The organism is Shinella sp. 1A1 (assembly GCF_055379515.1).
Genome location: NZ_AP039671.1, coordinates 3,001,972 through 3,021,114 on the forward strand (window position 1 = coordinate 3,001,972; position 19,143 = coordinate 3,021,114).

A 19,143-nucleotide genomic window follows, 5' to 3' on the forward strand; every position below is an offset into this window, starting at 1 on the left:
GTCCAGTTCTCCTCGATATCAGTAGACGCGCGCCTTGGGCGCGATCTTCTGCGGATCGATCCCGTCGGCGATGAGGTCGGTGTGAACAGGGCGATAATCGAGCTTCACCTCGCCCGCATCGTTGACCCAGGCGAGCGTGTGCTTGCGCCAGTTGACGTCGTCGCGGCCGGCGAAGGGGCCGTCGACATAGTCCTCGCGGGCATGCGAACCGCGGCTTTCCTTGCGAGCCTCGGCGCCGTAGACCGTCGTGATGGCGTTGGCCATCAGGTTTTCCAGCTCCAGCGTCTCGACGAGGTCGGAGTTCCAGATCATCGAGCGGTCGGTGACCTTGATGTCGGACATTTCCTTCCAGATTTCCGTCATGCGCTTGCAGCCGTTTTCAAGCGATTCCTGCGTGCGGAACACGGCGGCGTCTTCCTGCATGGTGCGCTGCATCTTGTCGCGCAGCACCGCCGTCGGCGTGCTGCCGTTGGCGTTCCGGAGATGGTCGAAGCGATCCATGATCCTGTCGCAGGCAGCGATATCGAGCGCCGGGACCGCCTCGTTGCGGTCGATCACCTGGCCGGCGCGGATGGCGGCGGCACGGCCGAAGACCACGAGGTCGATCAGCGAGTTGGAACCGAGACGGTTGGCGCCGTGCACCGAGGCGCAGCCGGCTTCGCCTACCGCCATCAGGCCGGGCGCGATGCGCTCCGGGTTCTGGCTGTCGGCGTTGAGCACTTCGCCCCAGTAGTTCGTCGGAATGCCGCCCATGTTGTAGTGGACGGTCGGCAGGACCGGGATCGGCTCGCGCGTCACGTCGACGCCGGCGAAGATCTTCGCGCTCTCGGAAATACCCGGCAGGCGCTCGTGCAGAACAGCAGGGTCGAGATGGTCGAGATGCAGGAAGATATGGTCCTTGTTCTTGCCGACGCCGCGGCCTTCGCGGATTTCCATCGTCATGCAGCGCGAGACGACGTCGCGCGAGGCAAGGTCCTTGGCCGACGGCGCATAGCGCTCCATGAAGCGCTCACCCTCGGAATTGACGAGATAGCCGCCTTCGCCGCGCGCGCCCTCGGTGATGAGGCAGCCTGCGCCGTAGATGCCGGTCGGGTGGAACTGGACGAACTCCATGTCCTGCAGCGGCAGGCCGGCACGTGCGATCATGCCGCCGCCGTCACCCGTGCAGGTATGCGCCGAGGTGGCGGAGAAGTAGGCGCGGCCGTAGCCGCCGGTCGCCAGAACCACCATCTTGGCGGCGAAGCGATGAATCGTGCCGTCGTCGAGGTTCCAGGCGACGACGCCGGTGCAGCGGCCGTCGGCCGACATGATCAGGTCGAGCGCGAAATATTCGATGAAGAATTCCGCATTGTTGCGCAGCGACTGGCCGTAGAGCGTGTGGAGGATGGCGTGGCCGGTACGGTCGGCCGCGGCGCAGGTGCGCTGCACCGGCGGGCCTTCGCCGTAGTTCTGCATGTGGCCGCCGAACGGGCGCTGGTAGATCTTGCCCTCCGCGTTGCGCGAGAAGGGCACGCCGTAATGCTCCAGCTCATAGACCGCCTTCGGCGCTTCCATGGCGAGATACTGCATGGCGTCGACGTCGCCGAGCCAGTCGGAGCCCTTGACGGTGTCGTAGAGGTGCCACTGCCACGAATCCGGCGTCATGTTCTGCAGCGAGGCGGCGATGCCGCCCTGCGCGGCGACGGTGTGCGAGCGCGTCGGGAAGACCTTGGTGATGCAGGCCGTCTTCAGGCCCTGCTCGGCCATGCCGAGCGTGGCGCGAAGGCCCGCGCCGCCGGCGCCGACGACGATCACGTCGAAGGAGTGGTCCACATAGGTATAGGCCTTGCCGTTGGCCGCCGGGGAGGAGATCGCTGCCATGATGGATTATCCTGCGAAAGCGATTTTGAGGACGGCGAAGAGACAGAGCCCGCCGACTAGGATCGCGAAGAAGGTGTTGAGCATGAGAAGGCCGATCTTCACGCCCTCCGCATGCACATAGTCCTCGATGATGACCTGCATGCCGAGCTTCATGTGGATGAGGCCGGAAATGACGACGAGGCCCATGAGGACGGCGACGATCGGATGCGACAGCGCTGCCGTCACTTCCGCGTAGGACGCGCCGTTATAGCAGATCAGGAAGCCGACGAAGAACAGCATCAGCGGAACGTTGGCGACGGCCGTCAGGCGCTGGCGCCAGAAATGCTCCGTGCCGTCCTTTGCCGAGCCGAGGCCGCGAACCTTGCCGAGGGGCGTGCGCATGTCCATGGGTGTCTCCTCAGCGGACCAGGGTGCCGACGATCCAGATCAGCACCGTCAGGGCGACGGAGACGACCGGGGTCAGAAGGGCGAGCCGGGTGGAAAAGTGCTTCTCGTAGCCGCGGCCCATGTCCCACATGAAATGGCGCAGGCCGCCGAGCATGTGATGCATCAAGGCCCAGGTGTAACCGAAGAGGACGAGGCGGCCGATCCAGGTGCCGAAGAACCAGCTCACCCAGTCGAAATAGGCTTCGCCCGTCGCCGCCGCGATCAGCCACCAGGCAACGAGGACAGTGCCGAAATAGAGCGCCGCGCCGGTGACGCGGTGCACGATGGACATGACCATCGTCGGGATCGGCTTGTAGACTTGGAGATGCGGCGAGAGCGGCCGGCTTCGAGTGACATTCGCCATCTGAACCTCACGGAACCCCGGAGAGCCAAAATCTGGACAAATTTTCTCCGGAATTGCAGTATGTTGTGCACAATGCAGTGATTGCGACGTTTAATCACCGGAAGGCGGAACCACAAGCCTTCTTGCAGTGCAAAATGAATTTAATCGATTAGACGCCGGCATGCATCCGCGCGCTCGTTCACCCGCCGCGCCCGTTAACCAAGAGCGCGGAAAACCCTGCGCGATCCGTGACTTTCGCCGGTTCCTGCCCCATCTTGCGGTTAACGATTTGTTAAGCGTAACCCGGAAGGCAGGACAGAATGACTCTGTTATCAGCGCTCCGTGCGACCAAAGTCTTAGGGCTGGCGGTCGTGCTTGTCGCCGGCGGCATGACGGCCGCCGAAGCCGGGGACGGGTGGCATCCCCGTCGCCACAATGGTCATCACGGCCGCTACCACCAGCTGCCGAGGATGGACCGGAACGCCGTCCACGACGGCCACCGCCTCGGCACCGAGCTGCGCTACGGTCGCGCCGGCCGGCCGCTTCTGCGGCACGACGGCGATTTCTACGGCGGGGCGGTGACGGCCTATCGCGAGCGCGGCAACGGCATCTATTTCTATGTCGACGGCGACGACGGCCCGATCGGCTGGTACGACCGGCCGGCAAGGCGCCACAGGAGCGGTCCGAAGGTCATCACCGTGCGGCCGGGCCAGAGCGGTTGCGCATGGCAGGCCGGCGTCTGCGTCATCCGGCCGGGTTATTGAGCCCGGAAGCGCCAGACCGTCGTCTTCTTGACCTCGCTGTCCTCCAGCGCCCGCGTCACCGGCACCGTATAGGTGGCAAGCGCCTCCATGCGCTCGCGCGGGCAATAGGCGCGACCGGGATCGCCGACCAGCACGCTCGCCCCGCGCGCCGCCAGCGCTGAAAACCACGGGATGAGCAGACCGGCAAAACCGCGGTCGTAGAAGACGTCGCCGGCAAGGACGACGTCCCAGCCGCCGTCCCGCCCGATAAGATCGTCGGACGTATGGTCGAGCGTCACGCCGTTGAGGCCGGCATTGAGGCGGATCGCCGTCTCGCTCCACGGATCGATATCCGCCGCCAGCACCTTCGAGGCACCCGACATGCGCGCGGCGATGCCGACAAGGCCGGAGCCGCTGGCGAAATCCAGCACCGTCTTGCCCGCCACCAGCGCCGGATGATCGAGCACATGGCGGGCAAGGCCCTGCCCGCCCGCCCAGGCGAAGGCCCAGAAGGGCGGCGGCAGGCCGATCGCTTCCAGCTCTTCCTCCGTCTTCAGCCACAGGTCATGCGCCTCGGTGGCGAGCCTCAGCTTCACCTCCGGCACATGCGGCGGCGACAGCACGTCTGTATTGCCGCGGATGAAGACTTCGGGGTCCGTCTTCACGAAAGCATCGCTCCGGAGAAGGCGGTATGCAAAGCGGAAGCCATCAGCGCGGCGGGTTGTCGAGGCCGCCCATGCGGCAGACCTCGATCCACTCCTCCTCCGTCACCGGCTGCACGGAAAGGCGCATGGAGGTGACGAGCGACATGTTGGCGAGCCTCGGATTGGCCTTGATGTCCTTGAGGGTCACCGGCTTCGGCATGTCGCGCATGGCGCGGATGTCGACGCATTCCCAGCGAGGATCCTCGCCGGCGGTCGAATCCGGATGCACCAATGCGCAGACTTCCGTGATGCCGACGACTTCGAGCCCCTCGTTGGAGTGGTAGAAGAAGCCCTTGTCGCCGATCTTCATGGCCCGCATGTTGTTGCGTGCCTGGTAATTGCGCACGCCGTCCCATTCCTCGCCGGCCTCGCCCTTCGACTTGAGCTTTTCCCAGGAGAACTTGAAGGGTTCGGACTTGTAGAGCCAGTATGCCATCGGGTCTTACGCCTCCGGATTGTTGAAGACCCAGTTCCAGGCCTTCACCTCGACTTCGGCGAAGAGACCGGCCTTGGCATAGGGATCGTCGACCGCGATCCGCCGCGCCTCCTCGATGGTCTCGACCTTCACCACGACGAGGCTGCCGGTCGGCTTGCCGTCATCGCCGAGGAAGGGACCGGCGAAGCCGAGCTTGCCGTCCGCATTGAGCGCGTTGAGATAGGCGAGATGTTCGGGGCGCGTGTCGAGACGCACCTGGAGCGAACCGGGCTTGTCCTTGCAGAGAAATGCGAAATGCATGCGGCTGTCCCTTCCTTATTCCTGGGTGATGGGGCGCGTCATGAGCTGCCCGATGGCGGTCTTCACGTCGAGCGTGCCGTCGACGATGCGGGCGACGGCGTCGGTGATCGGCATATCGATGCCCTTTTCGGCGGCGACGACAGAGGCGACCGAGGCGGCGAAAGCGCCTTCCACCAGATCGCCGGACCAGCCGGCGGCATTGCCGTGCCGACCGAGCGCGATGCCGAAGCGCAGGTTGCGCGACTGATGGCTGGTGCCGGTGAGGACGAGGTCGCCGAGGCCGGAAAGCCCCGTCACCGTGATGCCCTCCCCGCCATGCGCCTCGACGAAACGGGAAAGCTCGGCAAGCCCGCGCGAAATCAGCGCCGCCCGGGCGGAATCGCCGAGCTCGGCGCCCTCGATGATGCCGCAGGCAATCGCCAGCACATTCTTGAGTGCACCGCCGAGCTGCACGCCGATGCGGTCCGTCGAGGGATAGAGCCGGAAGGTCGGCCCGGAGAGCGCCTGCGCCAGCGCGGCCCCGATCTCCGCCGTGCGCGCGGCGATCACCATCGCCGTCGGCAGGCCTTTCGCGATATCGGCGGCAAAGCCGGGGCCGGAGAGCACCGCGATCTCGCGGCCGGGCAATTCCTCTTCCAGCACCTCGGTCAGGAGACGGCCGGTGCCCTTCTCCATGCCCTTGGCGCAGATGACGACGGCCGTGCCCGGCGCAAGAAGCGGCGCCAGCGACCGCGCGGCCGCGCGCTGCGCCTGCGAGGGCATGGCGAAGAGCACGATGCCGGCGCCGCGCATGGCTTCCGCATCCGCGCTATAGGCCAGCGCCGCCGGCAGCTCGATGCCCGGCAGCGCCTTTTCATTACGGCGGGTGGCCTGCATGGCCTCGATGGAAACCGCGTCGCGGCCGATCAGCGTGACGTCGCCGCCGCTGGCGGCCGCCACGCTTGCCAGCGCCGTGCCGAAGGCGCCCGCGCCGACCACGGCGATCTTGCGGCTGACGCTCATGCCTTGGCTCCCCGCTTGCCCGATCCGAGAACCGTCGCCGCATCGCGGTCGAGCGGCCAGCGCGAGCGCGGCGCGACGGCAAGGTTGTCCGGCGCAAAGCCGGCCGCCATGCGCTCCAGCCCGGCCCAGGCGATCATCGAGGCATTGTCGGTGCAAAGCGCCAGCGGCGGCGCGATGAAGCGGAACCTGTTCTTGTCGCAGAGCGCCTGCAACGTCGCGCGCAGCTCCGCATTCGCCGCCACGCCGCCGGCAACGACGAGCGCCGGCGTCTCGGCATCGGGATAAAGCGCACGGAACCGCTCCAGTCCGCGGCCGATGCGATCCTTCAAGGTGCGCGAGACGGCGCGCTGGAAGGAGGCGCAGATATCGGCGATATCCTGGTCCGTCACCGGCTCGATGGACTGCGCCGCCTGGCGCACCGCCGTCTTGAGGCCGGAGAAGGAGAAATCGAGCCGCGCCTCGCCGACGAGCGGGCGCGGGAAGGTGAAGCGTTCGGGATTGCCCGTCTTCGCTATGCGCTCCACCGCAGGGCCGCCGGGATAGGGCAGGCCGAGGAGCTTGGCCGTCTTGTCGAAGGCTTCGCCGAGCGCGTCGTCGATGGTCGTGCCCCAGCGCTCGTAATCGTCGACGCCGCGCACCAGCACGAGCTGGGTATGGCCGCCGGAAACCAGCAGCATGAGATAGGGGAAGGAAAGCCCGTCCGTCAGCCGCGCCGTCAGCGCATGGCCTTCCAGATGGTTGACCGCATAGAGCGGCTTGCCGGTCGCCCGCGCGATCGCCTTGCCGGTCATCAGCCCGACGATGAGCCCGCCGATCAGCCCCGGCCCGCTCGTCGCGGCGATGGCGTCGACATCGTCAAGGGAGCGGCCGGCGCGCAAAAGCGCCTCGGAGATCAGGCTGTCCAGCGCCTCGACATGGGCGCGCGCCGCGATCTCGGGCACCACGCCGCCATAGGCGCTGTGCTCTTCCAGCTGGCTGAGCACGACCTCGCCGAGGATTTCGCCCCGTCCGTCGGCATCGCGCGCGACGACGGACGCGGCGGTCTCGTCGCAGCTCGTTTCGATGCCGAGAATGGTCAGGTGGGGCGACATGAAGCACTAGGATCGATTGCGGGCGGCTCTAAAGCCGGTTACGAGACATCCCGGTAACAATGGATCAAGGCGGATGCAAACAAAACCTTTCAGGATCGGCACCCGTGGCAGCCCGCTGGCGCTCGCCCAGGCCTACGAGACCCGCTTGCGCCTGATGGCGGCGCACGGCCTGCCGGAGGCGATGTTCGAGATCGTCGTGCTCTCGACCACCGGCGACCGCATCACCGACCGCTCGCTGGCGCTGATCGGTGGCAAGGGCCTGTTCACCGAGGAGATCGAAGCGCAGCTTTCCTCCGGCGAACTGGACCTTGCCGTGCACTCCTCCAAGGACATGCCGACGAAGCTGCCGGAAGGCCTGCACCTCTCGGCCTTCCTGCCGCGCGAGGACATCCGCGACGCCTTCATCGGCCGCGCGGCAAAGCGCCTCCTCGACCTGCCGCAGGGCGCGACCGTCGGCTCAGCCTCGCTGCGCCGCCAGGCGCTCATCCGCCGCCTTCGGCCGGACCTCAACGTCATCGTCTTCCGCGGCCAGGTGGATACCCGCCTCGGCAAGCTCGCCGAAGGAAAGGCCGATGCGACGCTGCTCGCCTATGCCGGCCTGAAACGCCTCGGCAAGCTCGACGTGCCGACGGAGATCCTCGATCCCGTCACCTTCCCGCCGGCCCCGGCGCAGGGCGCGATCTGCGTCGAGAGCCGCATCGGCGACGACCGGGTGAACGGCCTGCTGTCCGCCATCGACGACCGCCCGACCCATGCGGCCGTCGCCTGCGAGCGCGGCTTCCTCGCAACGCTCGACGGCTCCTGTCGCACGCCCATCGCCGGCTATGCCACCGTCGAGGGCGATCACCTGCGCTTCCGCGGCACGATCCTGACACCGGACGGCAGCCGCTTCCACGAGATTGAGACGAGCGGCCCGGCCGCCGATGCCGCCGCCCTCGGCGAAAAGGCGGGCGAGGACATCCGCGCCATGGCGGGAGCGGACTTTTTCGAAAGCTGGACCTGACCATGCGCGTCCTCGTCCTTCGCCCCGAGCCTGCGGCGGCACGCACCGCCGAGCGGCTCGCGGCGCTCGGACACGAGGCCGTGCGCCTGCCGCTCTCGAAGGCCGAGCATGCCGTCGATGCCGTGAAGGCCGCCCTGGCGCAGCCCCATGGAGCCATCGCCGTCACCAGCGCGGAAATGGCCCGCCTGTTCGAAAGGCTCGGCGGCGCCCCCGCCTCGCATCGGGACACCACCGTCTTCGCCGTCGGGGAAGCAACCGCACAGGCCATGCGCCAGAGCGGTTTCACCAATGTCATCAGCGCAGGTGGCGACGGCGAAAGCCTTGCCGAAGTGATCGCGGCCCATGTCCGCGCGAAGGGGCCGCTGCCGCATCTCCTCCTCTATCTCGCCGGCAATCCGCGCGGCCCGGGTTTCGAGGCCCGGCTGGCGGCGGCCGGCATTCCGTTCCGCACCGTGGAAGGCTACCGCATGCTGCCGCTCGCCCCCGCCCGCGAGGCGGTGGAGGCCGCCCTGCTGCATCCGGTGCCCGATGCCGTGCTGCTCTATTCGCGGGAAAGCGCCCGCGCTTTCTTCGCCCTCGCCCCCCTTGCCGAAGCGCCGGCGCGCTTTGCCGCCCTGCGCCTCCTCTGCATGAGCGCCAATGTCGCGGCGGCCGTGCCGCAAGGCTTTCCGGCCCGCGTCGCCATCGCCCGGGCGCCGAGCGAGGAAAGCCTCTTCGCGCTGCTCTAAATGCAGGCCGTGGCGGTGAAATTGCCGCAAGGGTCTTTCCCTCCCTGCCATCCCTGTCTACCTTGAGTGCAATGCACATGAATGCGAGGAGGCCGCCATGGAACCGGAAACCCCGTCCCGTCGTAAGAAGGCCGGCGACGAGCCCGTGACGATCGATCTCGAAGCCGCTCCCGCCGCCGTCGACAACGAGGCGCCTGCCGCCGAGGAGACGGCCGAGGCCGAGGCATCCGTGCCGGAAAATGCCGAAGCAGCAGACAACGAAACCGCAGCGGCTGCCGCCGATCCCGTCGAGGACAGGGCGGAGCCGATCGAGCCCGCCCGCGCCACCTATGAGGAACCCGCCCGCGCCGAAACGCCGCCGCCCCGCCAGCGCGGCAATGCCGGCCCGCTTGCCGCCGGCATCCTCGGCGGCCTGATCGCCCTCATCGGCGCCGGCAGCCTGCAATATGGCGGCTACCTGCCGTCGCTCGGCCCGGAAACGTCCGGCGACAACGGCGCCGTCGCCTCGCTTTCCAACGAGGTCGAGGCGCTGAAGGCACGGCTTGCCGAAAGCACCGCCGCAAGCCCCGGCGATCTCCAGCCGCTCGAAGCTCGCCTCGCCGCCCTCGAAAAATCGGCCGGCGCGACCGACGTCACGCCCGGCGCAGATCCGAAAGCCGTGAGCAAGCTGGAAGGCGATGTTAGCCGGCTCACGACCGAGCTCGCCACTCTCCGCGAGGCCGTCACCCGCACGACGGAGGCGGTCAGCACTACCGAGACCCAGCTGACGGAGCGCATCGCCGCCGCCGAGCAGAAGATCGATGAGCCGCGCAGCGACGTCGCCATGGCGCGCGCCGTCGCGGCAAGCGCACTGAAGACCGCCATCGACCGTGGTGGCCCCTACCTTGCCGAGCTGGAGGCCTTCGCCAGCGTCGCGCCGGACGATCCGTCCATCGCGGGCCTGCGCGAACATGCGGCCGTCGGCGTGCCCTCGCGCGCCGATCTCGTGCGCGACTTCCAGCCGACGGCGGACGCCATCCTCGATGCCGTGCACCAGCCGGAAGGCGACCAGGGCATCTTCAACCGCCTGATGTCGAGCGCCGCCTCGGCGATCCGCGTGCGCCCGGTCGGCAGCATCGAGGGCGACACGCCCGAGGCCGTCGTCGCCCGCATCGAGAACAAGCTGCAGAACGGCGACTTCAAGGGCGCCGCGATCGAATGGCAGACCCTGCCGGAGCCGGGCAAGGCAGCGGCGGCGGACTACAAGCGCAAGCTGGATGCACGCGTCAGCGTCGAGGACCTGATCGGCGCCGCCGTTTCCGGCGCCCTCAACGGCCAGACCACCGCCACCGGCAACCAGGGCTGAGGAGAAGGCTTCATGTTTCGCATTCTGGTCTTCATCCTCTTCGTCCTTGCGCTTGCCGCGGGCTTTGCCTGGCTCGCCGACCGTCCGGGCGAGCTTTCCATCATCTGGCAGGGCCAGCGCGCCGACATGAGCCTGATGGTGGCCGCGACGCTCGTCGTCTCGCTGGTCGCCGCCGTCATGTTCTGCTGGTGGCTGGTGCGCGTCGTCTGGACCTCGCCGCATTCCATCCAGCGCTATTTCCGCGCCCGCAAGCGCGACCGGGGCTATCAGGCCCTGTCGACCGGCCTGATCGCCGCCGGCGCCGGCGACGCCGCCAATGCCCGCAAGATGCTGGGCCGCACCAAGGGCCTTCTCAGCGCCGACCAGGAACCGCTCATCCACCTGCTGGAAGCGCAGGCGGCGATGATCGAGGGGCGCTATGACGACGCCCGCAAGAAATTCGAGCTGATGGCCGACGATCCGGAAACGCGCGAACTCGGCCTGCGCGGCCTCTATCTCGAGGCCCGCCGCCTCGGCGCCAACGAGGCGGCCCGGCAATATGCCGAACGCGCCGCCGAAAAGGCCCCGCAGCTTCCCTGGGCGACGGAAGCGGCCCTCGAATACCGCTCCGAGGCCGGCGACTGGGACGAGGCGCTGAAACTCCTCGGCGACGGCCGCTCCGGCTCGGCGGAAGAGAAGAAGACCCATGCCCGCCGCAAGGCCGTGCTCCTCACCGCCCGCGCCGCGGCAAAGCTCGACGCCGACCCGAAGGGCGCCCGCGAGGATGCCCATCAGGCGCTGAAGCTCGACGAGAATTTCGTGCCCGCCGGCCTCATCGAGGCCAAGGCGTATCTGCGCGAGGACAATCTTCGCAAGGCCGCCTCCATCCTCGAAAGGCTCTGGAAGGCGACGGCGCATGGCGACGTCGCGCGGCTCTATGTCCGCGCCCGCAGTGGCGATTCGGCGACGGATCGGTTGAAGCGGGCGGAAAAGCTGGAGGCGATGCGGCCGAACAATGCCGAGGCGCTCTATGCCGTCGCCGAGGCCGCGCTGGAGGCCCGCGACTTTACCCGCGCCCGCGCCAAGGCCGAAGCCGCCGCCCGCCTTTCCCCGCGCGAAAGCGCCTTCCTGCTGCTGGCCGATATCGAGGATGCCGAGACCGGCGACCAGGGCCGCATCCGCCACTGGATGAACCAGGCGCTGAAGGCCCCGCGCGATCCGGCCTGGACCGCCGACGGCATCACCGCGCCGGAATGGCGCGCCGTCTCGCCCGTCACCGGCCGCCTCGACGCCTTCGAATGGAAGACGCCGGTCAGCGAATTGCAGGGGCCGGTCGAGGAAGGCTCGGCCGATGCGGTCGACGAGGCCATCCGCACCCTGCCGCCGCTCGCTATCGAGGCGAAGCCCGCCCGGATCGAGCCGGGGGAAAGGGTCGAGAAGACCGAAACGGCAAGGCCGGTCGTTGTGGCCGCGGTCGCCGAACCCGCACCGGTCAGGACCGTGACGCCGGAGAAGGCACCCGAGAAGACGCCAGAGAAAACACAAGTCGAGACGGTCGGCGGCATGGAAGAGGAACGCCCCTTCTACGGCCTGCCGGACGATCCGGGCGTCAAGGAAGGCGCGGTCGCCAGGCGCGACGGCACCAGCGGTTTCCGATTGTTCTGAGTACGGGAAACGGGGCTTAAATCGATGTTCGAACGCTTGCAGCATTTTCTTGCGAGCCTTTCCGGCGACGGCAAGCGCGCCTTCGCCGCCGACGATCCGCGGGTCGCCGTCATGGCGCTCTGCATCCAGGTCATGGAAGCCGACGGCAAGGTGCTGGCCGTCGAGAAGAAGGCGCTGCGCGCCCACTTCAAGGCGTTCTACGGCGTGGACGAGGCCGAGCTCGACGCGCTCGCCGCCGCCGGCGCCGATGCCGAGAGCGAGGCGATCGACTTCTTCCACTTCACCTCGGAACTGAAGCGCCAGCTTTCGGAAGAGCAGCGCGTCGCCCTCATCGGCCTCCTCTGGGAGATCGTCTATGCCGACGGCGAGCGCAGCGAGATGGAGGATCACGCCATCTGGCGCATCGCCGACCTTCTCGGCGTTTCCGGCCGCGAGCGCATCATGAAGCGGCAGGAAGTGGCCGGGCGGCACGGCGCGGCGAAGCACGAGGAGCCGGATGAAGGCTGAACCATGCCCGATCTCTCCAGCGCACACCCCCTGAAGCGGCCCATCCTCGTCGTGCTGCACCAGGAAAGCTCCAGCCCCGGCCGCGTCGGCCAGATCCTGCAGCGAATGGGCCATGCGCTGGATATCCGCCGCCCGGTGCTCGGCGATCCGCTGCCGGAGACGCTTGCCCACCATGCCGGCGCCGTCGTCTTCGGCGGTCCGATGAGCGCCAATGACGCCGAGCCCTATGTGCGCCGGGAGATCGACTGGCTCTCGGTGCCGCTCAGGGAGAACCGCCCCTTCCTCGGCATCTGCCTCGGCGCGCAGATGCTGGTGAAGAACCTCGGCGGCACGGTCTCGGGCCATGCGGACGGCTGGACGGAGATCGGCTGGTATCCCCTGAAGGCGACGAAAGCCGGCACGGCGCTGATGGCCTGGCCGAGCATGGTCTACCAGTTCCACCGCGAGGGCTTCGACCTTCCCGCCGGCGCCACCCTGCTCGCCACCGGCCACCATTACGAGAACCAGGCCTTCCGCTACGGCGACAATGCCTGGGGCATCCAGTTCCACGGCGAATTGACGCTCGCCATGATGCATCGCTGGGTGGTGCGCGGGGCGCATCGCTTCGACCTGCCCGGCGCGCAGGTCGGCAGCCTCCATCTCGACGGTCGCCTGCTGCACGACGCGGCGCTACGGCACTGGATGGCATCCTTCCTCGACCGCATTTTCCACGAGGCATGAAGGCCATTCCGCGGGGGAGCCGGCAGGCTTTGTGCCCGCGCAGGTCGCCGCGCATTAAACATGTTGCCGCCCCGTCCTATGCGCGGCCTTGCTGGCGCAAGCCGCAATGGCTACATGTCAGCACGAAACCAATCGGAGACGTCAATGATAGCGGTCATCAACACCCTATTGTTCATCATCAATATCGCGTGGTTCCTGGTGATCGCCTCGGCGATCTTCTCCTGGCTCTACGCCTTCAACGTCATCAACGCGAACAATCAGGTGATCGCCACCATCGGCCGCTCGCTCTACCAGCTGACCGAGCCGATCTACCGGCCGATCCGCCGCGTCCTGCCCAATTTCGGCGGCGTCGACCTGTCGCCGCTCGTCGTGCTCGTCATCCTGTTCTTCCTGGAACAGATCGTCCGCACCGTTCTGGCGCCCGCGATCCTGTGACGGCGGCGCTGAGCCGCCACAGCGACCATGTGCGCCTGACCGTCCGGCTGACGCCGAACGGCGGGCGCGATGCCATGGACGGATGGGAAACCGGCGCCGACGGCGAGGGCCACCTGAAGGCCCGCGTCAGCGATCCGCCGACAAGGGCAAGGCCAACAAGGCGCTGATCGTGCTCATCGCCAAGGCGGCAGGCGTCGCCAAGTCCGCCGTCAGCCTCGTTTCCGGCGATACCCAGAGAAAGAAAATCCTCCGGATCGAGGGCGACCCGGAGGATATCGTTTCAAGGCTCGAAAGCGCGGTGCCGCGCTAAACCTTACTTGGATTTGTTGTAGCGCTCGACGGCTTCGAGGATCATCCTCTTGGCGACGGTGACGTCCTGCCAGCCGGCGATCTTCACCCACTTGCCGGGCTCCAGGTCCTTGTAGTGCTCGAAGAAGTGCTCGATCTGCTTGAGGGTGATCTCCGGCAGGTCGGTGTAGTTCTCGACCTTGTCGTAGCGGCGCGTCAGCTTCGGCACCGGCACGGCGATGATCTTCTCGTCCTTGCCGCCGTCGTCTTCCATGACCATGACGCCGATCGGGCGCACATTGATGACACAGCCCGGAACGAGCGGACGGGTGTTGGCGATCAGCACGTCGATCGGGTCGCCGTCTTCCGAGAGCGTGTGCGGCACGAAGCCGTAATTGCCCGGATATGTCATCGGCGTGTAGAGGAAGCGGTCGACGACGAGGGCGCCGGCTTCCTTGTCCATTTCGTACTTGATCGGATGGCCGCCGACCGGCACCTCGACAATGACGTTCACGTCGTCCGGCGGGTTCTTGCCAACGGAAATCGCATCGATACGCATGGGGGTCCCCTTGAAAGGCAATGGGTTGGTTTGCGGGTTTCCTAATGCGAATCCCGTTGCAGCGCAACATGACTTTCGCCTCACCCGAATAGACCGGCGGCATATGCCGTCTTCATCTTGACCGGAGGATGACCAATGCACCCGAGCCGCTGCCTTTTCATCGCCAGCCTCGCCGCCCTTGCGGCCGCCGCGCCCGCCCGGGCGAACGAGAGCGCCTATACCGAGCGGAACCTCGACGCCTGCAAGACGCTCTCGCAGGAAGAGGAGGGCGCGAGCGTGACGCTGCAATGCGACGGCTACAGGAACCTCGCCGTCTATTTCAAGGAAGGCGACCTCCGGCAGAGCCAGTCCTACGGCCCGATATCGAAGGCCTGGCTCGACGAAGCCTTCGAGAGCTTCGGCCCCTTCAACCACAGCAACGCGAAGATCGAATGGCGGCTCGACGGCAAGGGCGCCCCGGTGGCGACCATCGTGCGCTGGTTCGTGTCCGATCCGGAAACGACGTCCGACATCAAGACGCGCTACGGCCAAGTCCTCGTCGTCTCGACGGTGGCGACGGCGCAGGACCCAACGAGCTGCGTCGTCGGCTATGTCGATGCGCTGGAGAACAGGGATGCCAATACCCTCGCCCGCGAAATCGCCGATACGAAGGCAAGCGGCTTCACCTGTGGCAAGGACGAGCCGCAATGGCTCGGAAAGCGGGGAAGCCTGGCGGGAGACCCGATGCGCTATTTGCCGGAAGACACCGGGAAATAGGCATTCCGGCAAGACCGCTGGCCATCAGGACCAGACGAAACCGATCTTCTTCAGTTCCTTGTCGCCGAAGCTCTCCATGCCCTCGGCGATGTCGCTTCCACCGGAGGAGCGGAAGAAGCGATAAGCATGCTCGCTGTCCTCCAGGCACCAGACGATCATGCCGTTGCAGCCGAGCGATTTCAGCAGCCGCCGCGCCTCGCCGAAAAGCAGCCGGCCGAGACCGATGCCCTGGTATTCGGGACGCAGGTAGATTTCGTAGATTTCGCCTTCCTGCGGCAGCGCGCGAGCGCGGTTGAGGCCGAGCGTGGCATAGCCGGCCACCGTGCCGGCGACATCGACCACCAGCAGCGTCGCGGGACCGCGCGTCGCCTTGCGCCACCAGGTCTCGTCCCGGCGGTCGACCATCTGGTTGAGCGGCTTGTGCGGGATGAGGCCCGCATAGGCCTGCAGCCACGACACCCGATGCGTTTCGGATATCGCACGCGCATCAAGCGGTTCGGCGCGCCGCACATCGATCGACAGTGTCTTCATAACACGACTCATATTCCGGCACCGATTCCACAGGAATCCCGCGAGCGGCGAAGACCTGCTTTGCCCACAGGCGAGTTCCGGGCGGCGCACCGAAAAGTTAACGCTTTTTTAACAAACGTCACAAGCCGTAAAACGATGACACACACATGAAAAACCCCGGCCGATGGCCGGGGTTCGATCTGTTCCGTTTCGGGAGCCGTACGACTCAGGCGGCGCCGGCGGCCCGCTGCTTTTCGAATCGCTTGCGGTCGTTCGGGTCGAGATGCAGCTTGCGCAGGCGGATCGACTTCGGCGTGACCTCGACGAGCTCGTCGTCCTGGATCCAGGACAGCGCGCGCTCCAGCGTCATCTTGATCGGCGGCGTCAGGCGGACGGCTTCGTCCTTGCCGGCGGCGCGGATGTTGGTGAGCTTCTTGCCCTTGAGCACGTTGACCTCAAGGTCGTTGTCGCGCGTGTGGATGCCGACGATCATGCCCATATAGACCTTCTCGCCCGCGTCGATGACCATCGGGCCGCGGTCTTCCAGGTTGAAGAGCGCGTAGGCCACGGCTTCGCCCGCTTCGTTGGAGAGCAGCACGCCGTTGACGCGGCCGCCGATCTCGCCCTTGTAGGGCTGGTAGTCGTGGAACAGGCGGTTCATGATCGCCGTGCCGCGCGTATCCGTCAGCAGTTCCGACTGGTAGCCGATGAGGCCGCGGGTCGGCGCGAAGAAGACGAGGCGGACGCGATTGCCGCCCGAGGGACGCAGTTCGACCATCTCGGCCTTGCGCTCGGACATCTTCTGCACGACGACGCCGGAATGCTCCTCGTCGACGTCGATGACGACTTCCTCGATCGGCTCCAGAAGCTGGCCGTCCTCGTCCTTGTGCATGACGACGCGCGGACGCGACACGGCAAGCTCGAAGCCCTCGCGGCGCATGGTCTCAATGAGAACGGCGAGCTGAAGTTCGCCGCGGCCGGAGACGAAGAACGAATCCTTGTCGCCCGATTCCTCGATCTTGAGCGCAACGTTGCCTTCGGCTTCCTTGAAGAGACGATCGCGGATGACGCGGCTCGTGACCTTGTCACCTTCCGTGCCGGCGAGCGGCGAATCGTTGACGATGAAGGACATGGTAACGGTCGGCGGGTCGATCGGCTGGGCCTTGAGAGCCTCGGATACCGACGGGTCGCAGAACGTGTCGGCGACGGTGCCCTTGGTGAGGCCGGCGATGGCGACGATGTCACCCGCATGGGCTTCTTCGATGGCCGTGCGCTCGATGCCGCGGAAGGCGAGGATCTTCGAGATACGGCCGCTTTCGATAAGCTGGCCGTCCTGGCCGAGAACCTTGACGGACTGGTTCGGCTTGATCGAACCGGAATGGATGCGGCCGGTGATGATGCGGCCGAGGAAGGGGTTGGCTTCGAGGATCGTGCCGATCATGCGGAACGGGCCTTCGGCAACCTGCGGCTCGGGAACGTGCTTGAGCACGAGGTCGAGCAGCGGGGCCATGCCTTCGTCCTGCGGGCCGTGCGGGTTGACGTTCATCCAGCCGTTGCGGCCCGAACCGTACAGGATCGGGAAGTCGAGTTGCTCGTCGGTGGCGTCGAGATTGGCGAAGAGGTCGAAGACCTCGTTCAGCACTTCCTCGTGGCGGCCGTCCGGGCGGTCGATCTTGTTGATGGCGACGATCGGCTTCAAGCCGACCTTGAGCGCCTTGCCGACCACGAACTTGGTCTGCGGCATCGGGCCTTCCGACGAATCGACGAGAACGATGGCGCCGTCCACCATCGAGAGGATGCGCTCCACTTCGCCGCCGAAGTCGGCGTGGCCGGGCGTGTCGACGATGTTGATGCGCACGCCCTTCCATTCGACCGAAGTGGCCTTGGCGAGGATGGTGATGCCGCGCTCTTTTTCGATATCGTTGGAGTCCATGACGCGTTCGGCGACGCGCTGGTTTTCACGGAACGAGCCGGACTGCTTGAGAAGCTCGTCGACGAGCGTTGTCTTGCCATGGTCGACGTGCGCGATGATCGCGATATTGCGGATGGACATAGGTTGTAATCTCTGAGGTTCAGGGGCGCGCGCAAAACGAGGGCGCCGTCTTCAATGGCCGGGCTCATACATGTTTTTCCGCAAATGCGAAAGGGGCGGGCCGCAACTCTGTTGCCTCACGACGAGCGGACCGGCGGCAGCACCACGCGCCAGAGCTCCCGGTCCTCCCGGTCCATCAGCCGCACGGTCATCTCCTCGCTCGCTCCGCTGATGTCGACGAGGCCGAAGAATTGCAGGCCGGCGGAGGGCGGCAGGTTGCTGTCGGCGCCGCCGGCGGAGGACTTGATGAAGCGCACCTCCGGCCCGAAGGTCATGTCGAGCGGATGCGGCCCGTAGGTGCCGGAATGCAGCGGCCCGGAAACGAACTCCCAGAACGGATCGAACGCCTGGAACTTCGCCCGCGAGGGGTCGTAGCGGTGGGCGGCCGTATAATGCACGTCCGCCGTCAGCCAGACGACATTGTGGATCGCATTGTCGCGCATGAAGGAGAGGAGGTCGGCGATCTCCCGCTCGCGCGCCGTCGGCGGGCCGTCGGACCCGTCCGCCACGCCCTCATAGCCCAGGCGATTGGCATAGTCGTCCCAGATGACGAGGCCGAGCGGCATGTCGCAGGCGATCACCTTCCAGACGGCACGGGAGGCCGCAAGCTCGCGGCGCAGCCACGCGGCCTGCCGCGGGCCGAACAGGTCGTTCTCGGTGCCGCCCCGGTTGGGGCCGCGATAGGAGCGCAGGTCCACGAAGAACACGTCGAGCAGCGGCCCGTAGGCGACCTTGCGGAAGATGCGCCCGGGCTCGCCGGGCAGATAGCGGATCGGCGTCATCTCGTGAAAGGCGCGCCGCGCACGCGCCTCGTAGACCTTGATGTCCTTTTCCGGGTAGCGCCGGTCGCCCGAAAGATCGCTCGATGCCGACCAGTTGTTCAGAACCTCATGGTCGTCCCACTGGAAGAAGGTCGGGCATTCCCTGTTGAAGGAAAGCAGGTGGTCGTCGAGGAGATTGTATTTCCACTGTCCGCGGAATTCCTCCAGCGTGCGCGCCACGTTGCGCTTCTCGTCGGTGACGATGCGATTCTTCCAGATTCCGCCGTCGCGCAGCCTGATCTCGTCCGGGATCGGCCCATCGGCATAGACCGTGTCGCCCGAATGGATGAAGAAATCCGGCTCGTGGCGCAGCATGGTCGAATAGGTCTTCATGCCGACATCGTCGATGCCCCAGCCCTGCCCCGCCGTATCGCCCGACCAGACGAAGCGCACCGACCGCTTGCGCATCGGCGCGGTGCGGAAGCGCCCGACGATGGGCTCGGAGACGAGATGGCTGGAATAGGGATCGCCCGCCGTGAAGCGGTAGAAGATGTCCTGATCCGGCAGCAGCCCCTGCAGCATCGCCTTGACCGTATTGTCCGAGGCCGCCGTCGCCGTTTGCAGCGGCACCCGCATCGCATCGATGAAACTGTCGGTGGTCGCATATTCCAGCGTCACCTCCGCCGGCCGGTCGACCCGCGCCCAGACGACGCCCGATGAGCAATCCACGTCGCCGGACTGGACGCCATGCGAGAAGGCCGGGCTGCCATGGCGCCGCGCATAATAGGGAACCGCCAGCGCCGAGGACGTGGCCAGCGCGCCGGCGCCCGCCGTCAGCAGAAACGAGCGCCGCGTCAGCGCCTCGGGAACGATCGCCATGCCACCTCCGG

The 19,143-nt window shown here is 66.7% G+C and carries 21 protein-coding genes and 1 pseudogene; 10 read left to right on the forward strand and 12 right to left on the reverse strand.

What is annotated here, in order from left to right:
* Nucleotides 1-18: 18 nt before the first annotated feature.
* The 3 genes from sdhA to sdhC are packed head-to-tail and all read right to left on the reverse strand — an operon-like array spanning nt 19 to nt 2,650.
* Nucleotides 19-1,860, reverse strand: a complete 1,842-nt coding sequence (gene sdhA / locus ACZ48C_RS14680; protein WP_424549513.1) for a succinate dehydrogenase flavoprotein subunit — start codon at nt 1,858-1,860, stop codon at nt 19-21.
* 6 nt (nt 1,861-1,866) lie between these two features.
* Nucleotides 1,867-2,247 (reverse strand): succinate dehydrogenase, hydrophobic membrane anchor protein, encoded by a 381-nt coding sequence (sdhD, locus tag ACZ48C_RS14685; protein WP_119258997.1) that lies wholly within the window; start codon nt 2,245-2,247, stop codon nt 1,867-1,869.
* Between the two features lie 10 nt (nt 2,248-2,257).
* A complete protein-coding gene (gene sdhC, locus ACZ48C_RS14690) occupies nt 2,258-2,650 on the reverse strand; it encodes a succinate dehydrogenase, cytochrome b556 subunit (RefSeq protein WP_464781556.1) in 393 nt (130 codons plus the stop codon).
* A 299-nt stretch (nt 2,651-2,949) separates the two neighbouring features.
* On the opposite strand from sdhC, the gene ACZ48C_RS14695 reads away from it, so the two are divergent.
* The gene (locus ACZ48C_RS14695; protein WP_464781557.1) at nt 2,950-3,393 is read left to right on the forward strand and encodes a hypothetical protein; all 444 of its coding nucleotides are present in this window, start codon (nt 2,950-2,952) and stop codon (nt 3,391-3,393) included.
* On the opposite strand, the gene ACZ48C_RS14700 is transcribed toward ACZ48C_RS14695, so the two are convergent.
* Genes ACZ48C_RS14700 through tsaD form a run of 5 tightly spaced genes read right to left on the reverse strand, consistent with a single transcriptional unit; the run spans nt 3,387 to nt 6,905 of the window.
* A complete protein-coding gene (locus tag ACZ48C_RS14700) occupies nt 3,387-4,037 on the reverse strand; it encodes a class I SAM-dependent methyltransferase (protein WP_464781558.1) in 651 nt (216 codons plus the stop codon). The two genes, ACZ48C_RS14695 and ACZ48C_RS14700, sit on opposite strands and share 7 nt — an antisense overlap.
* Nucleotides 4,038-4,080: 43 nt before the next feature.
* Nucleotides 4,081-4,512 (reverse strand): EVE domain-containing protein, encoded by a 432-nt coding sequence (locus tag ACZ48C_RS14705; protein WP_464781559.1) that lies wholly within the window; start codon nt 4,510-4,512, stop codon nt 4,081-4,083.
* Between the two features lie 6 nt (nt 4,513-4,518).
* Nucleotides 4,519-4,812, reverse strand: coding sequence for a YciI-like protein (locus tag ACZ48C_RS14710; protein WP_464781560.1), 294 nt, complete (start codon nt 4,810-4,812; stop codon nt 4,519-4,521).
* A 15-nt stretch (nt 4,813-4,827) separates the two neighbouring features.
* Nucleotides 4,828-5,814, reverse strand: a complete 987-nt coding sequence (locus ACZ48C_RS14715) for an NAD(P)H-dependent glycerol-3-phosphate dehydrogenase (protein ID WP_318910182.1) — start codon at nt 5,812-5,814, stop codon at nt 4,828-4,830.
* Entirely contained in the window at nt 5,811-6,905 is a 1,095-nt protein-coding gene (gene tsaD, locus ACZ48C_RS14720; protein ID WP_464781561.1) for a tRNA (adenosine(37)-N6)-threonylcarbamoyltransferase complex transferase subunit TsaD, read from the reverse strand. The genes ACZ48C_RS14715 and tsaD overlap by 4 nt, the downstream gene beginning before the upstream one ends.
* A gap of 73 nt (nt 6,906-6,978) precedes the next feature.
* Here tsaD and hemC point away from each other — a divergent pair, with 73 nt between their 5' ends.
* The 8 genes and pseudogenes from hemC (at nt 6,979) to ACZ48C_RS14760 (ending at nt 13,597) form a co-directional block, all read left to right on the forward strand.
* Nucleotides 6,979-7,908 (forward strand): hydroxymethylbilane synthase, encoded by a 930-nt coding sequence (gene hemC / locus ACZ48C_RS14725; RefSeq protein WP_464781562.1) that lies wholly within the window; start codon nt 6,979-6,981, stop codon nt 7,906-7,908.
* A gap of 2 nt (nt 7,909-7,910) precedes the next feature.
* On the forward strand, nt 7,911-8,636 hold the full coding sequence (locus ACZ48C_RS14730) for a uroporphyrinogen-III synthase (RefSeq protein WP_464781563.1): 726 nt from the start codon (nt 7,911-7,913) through the stop codon (nt 8,634-8,636).
* A gap of 97 nt (nt 8,637-8,733) precedes the next feature.
* The gene (locus tag ACZ48C_RS14735; RefSeq protein ID WP_464781564.1) at nt 8,734-9,981 is read left to right on the forward strand and encodes a COG4223 family protein; all 1,248 of its coding nucleotides are present in this window, start codon (nt 8,734-8,736) and stop codon (nt 9,979-9,981) included.
* Between the two features lie 12 nt (nt 9,982-9,993).
* Nucleotides 9,994-11,625 (forward strand): heme biosynthesis HemY N-terminal domain-containing protein, encoded by a 1,632-nt coding sequence (locus ACZ48C_RS14740; protein WP_464781565.1) that lies wholly within the window; start codon nt 9,994-9,996, stop codon nt 11,623-11,625.
* Between the two features lie 24 nt (nt 11,626-11,649).
* Nucleotides 11,650-12,132, forward strand: coding sequence for a tellurite resistance TerB family protein (locus tag ACZ48C_RS14745; protein WP_318910187.1), 483 nt, complete (start codon nt 11,650-11,652; stop codon nt 12,130-12,132).
* Nucleotides 12,133-12,135: 3 nt separating this feature from the next.
* Complete coding sequence (locus ACZ48C_RS14750) at nt 12,136-12,852, forward strand: glutamine amidotransferase (protein WP_464781566.1); 717 nt, start codon at nt 12,136-12,138, stop codon at nt 12,850-12,852.
* Between the two features lie 144 nt (nt 12,853-12,996).
* Nucleotides 12,997-13,287 carry a YggT family protein gene (locus ACZ48C_RS14755; RefSeq protein WP_119259011.1) on the forward strand — a complete coding sequence of 97 codons (291 nt, stop codon included), beginning with the start codon at nt 12,997-12,999 and terminating at the stop codon, nt 13,285-13,287.
* Nucleotides 13,284-13,597, forward strand: a pseudogene (locus ACZ48C_RS14760) (DUF167 domain-containing protein). Before ACZ48C_RS14755 ends, ACZ48C_RS14760 begins: the two are co-directional and overlap by 4 nt.
* Nucleotides 13,598-13,600: 3 nt before the next feature.
* Here ACZ48C_RS14760 and ppa read toward each other — a convergent pair.
* A complete protein-coding gene (gene ppa, locus ACZ48C_RS14765; protein WP_119259013.1) occupies nt 13,601-14,134 on the reverse strand; it encodes an inorganic diphosphatase in 534 nt (177 codons plus the stop codon).
* 135 nt (nt 14,135-14,269) lie between these two features.
* On the opposite strand from ppa, the gene ACZ48C_RS14770 reads away from it, so the two are divergent.
* Entirely contained in the window at nt 14,270-14,890 is a 621-nt protein-coding gene (locus ACZ48C_RS14770; protein ID WP_464781567.1) for a hypothetical protein, read from the forward strand.
* A 24-nt stretch (nt 14,891-14,914) separates the two neighbouring features.
* On the opposite strand, the gene ACZ48C_RS14775 is transcribed toward ACZ48C_RS14770, so the two are convergent.
* The 3 genes from ACZ48C_RS14775 to ACZ48C_RS14785 all read right to left on the reverse strand — a co-directional run bounded on the left by ACZ48C_RS14775 (nt 14,915) and on the right by ACZ48C_RS14785 (nt 19,132).
* Entirely contained in the window at nt 14,915-15,421 is a 507-nt protein-coding gene (locus tag ACZ48C_RS14775) for a GNAT family N-acetyltransferase (RefSeq protein ID WP_119259015.1), read from the reverse strand.
* 205 nt (nt 15,422-15,626) lie between these two features.
* Nucleotides 15,627-17,453 (reverse strand): translational GTPase TypA, encoded by a 1,827-nt coding sequence (gene typA / locus ACZ48C_RS14780; protein WP_119259016.1) that lies wholly within the window; start codon nt 17,451-17,453, stop codon nt 15,627-15,629.
* 116 nt (nt 17,454-17,569) lie between these two features.
* Entirely contained in the window at nt 17,570-19,132 is a 1,563-nt protein-coding gene (locus ACZ48C_RS14785) for an alkaline phosphatase D family protein (protein WP_464781568.1), read from the reverse strand.
* Nucleotides 19,133-19,143: the final 11 nt, after the last annotated feature.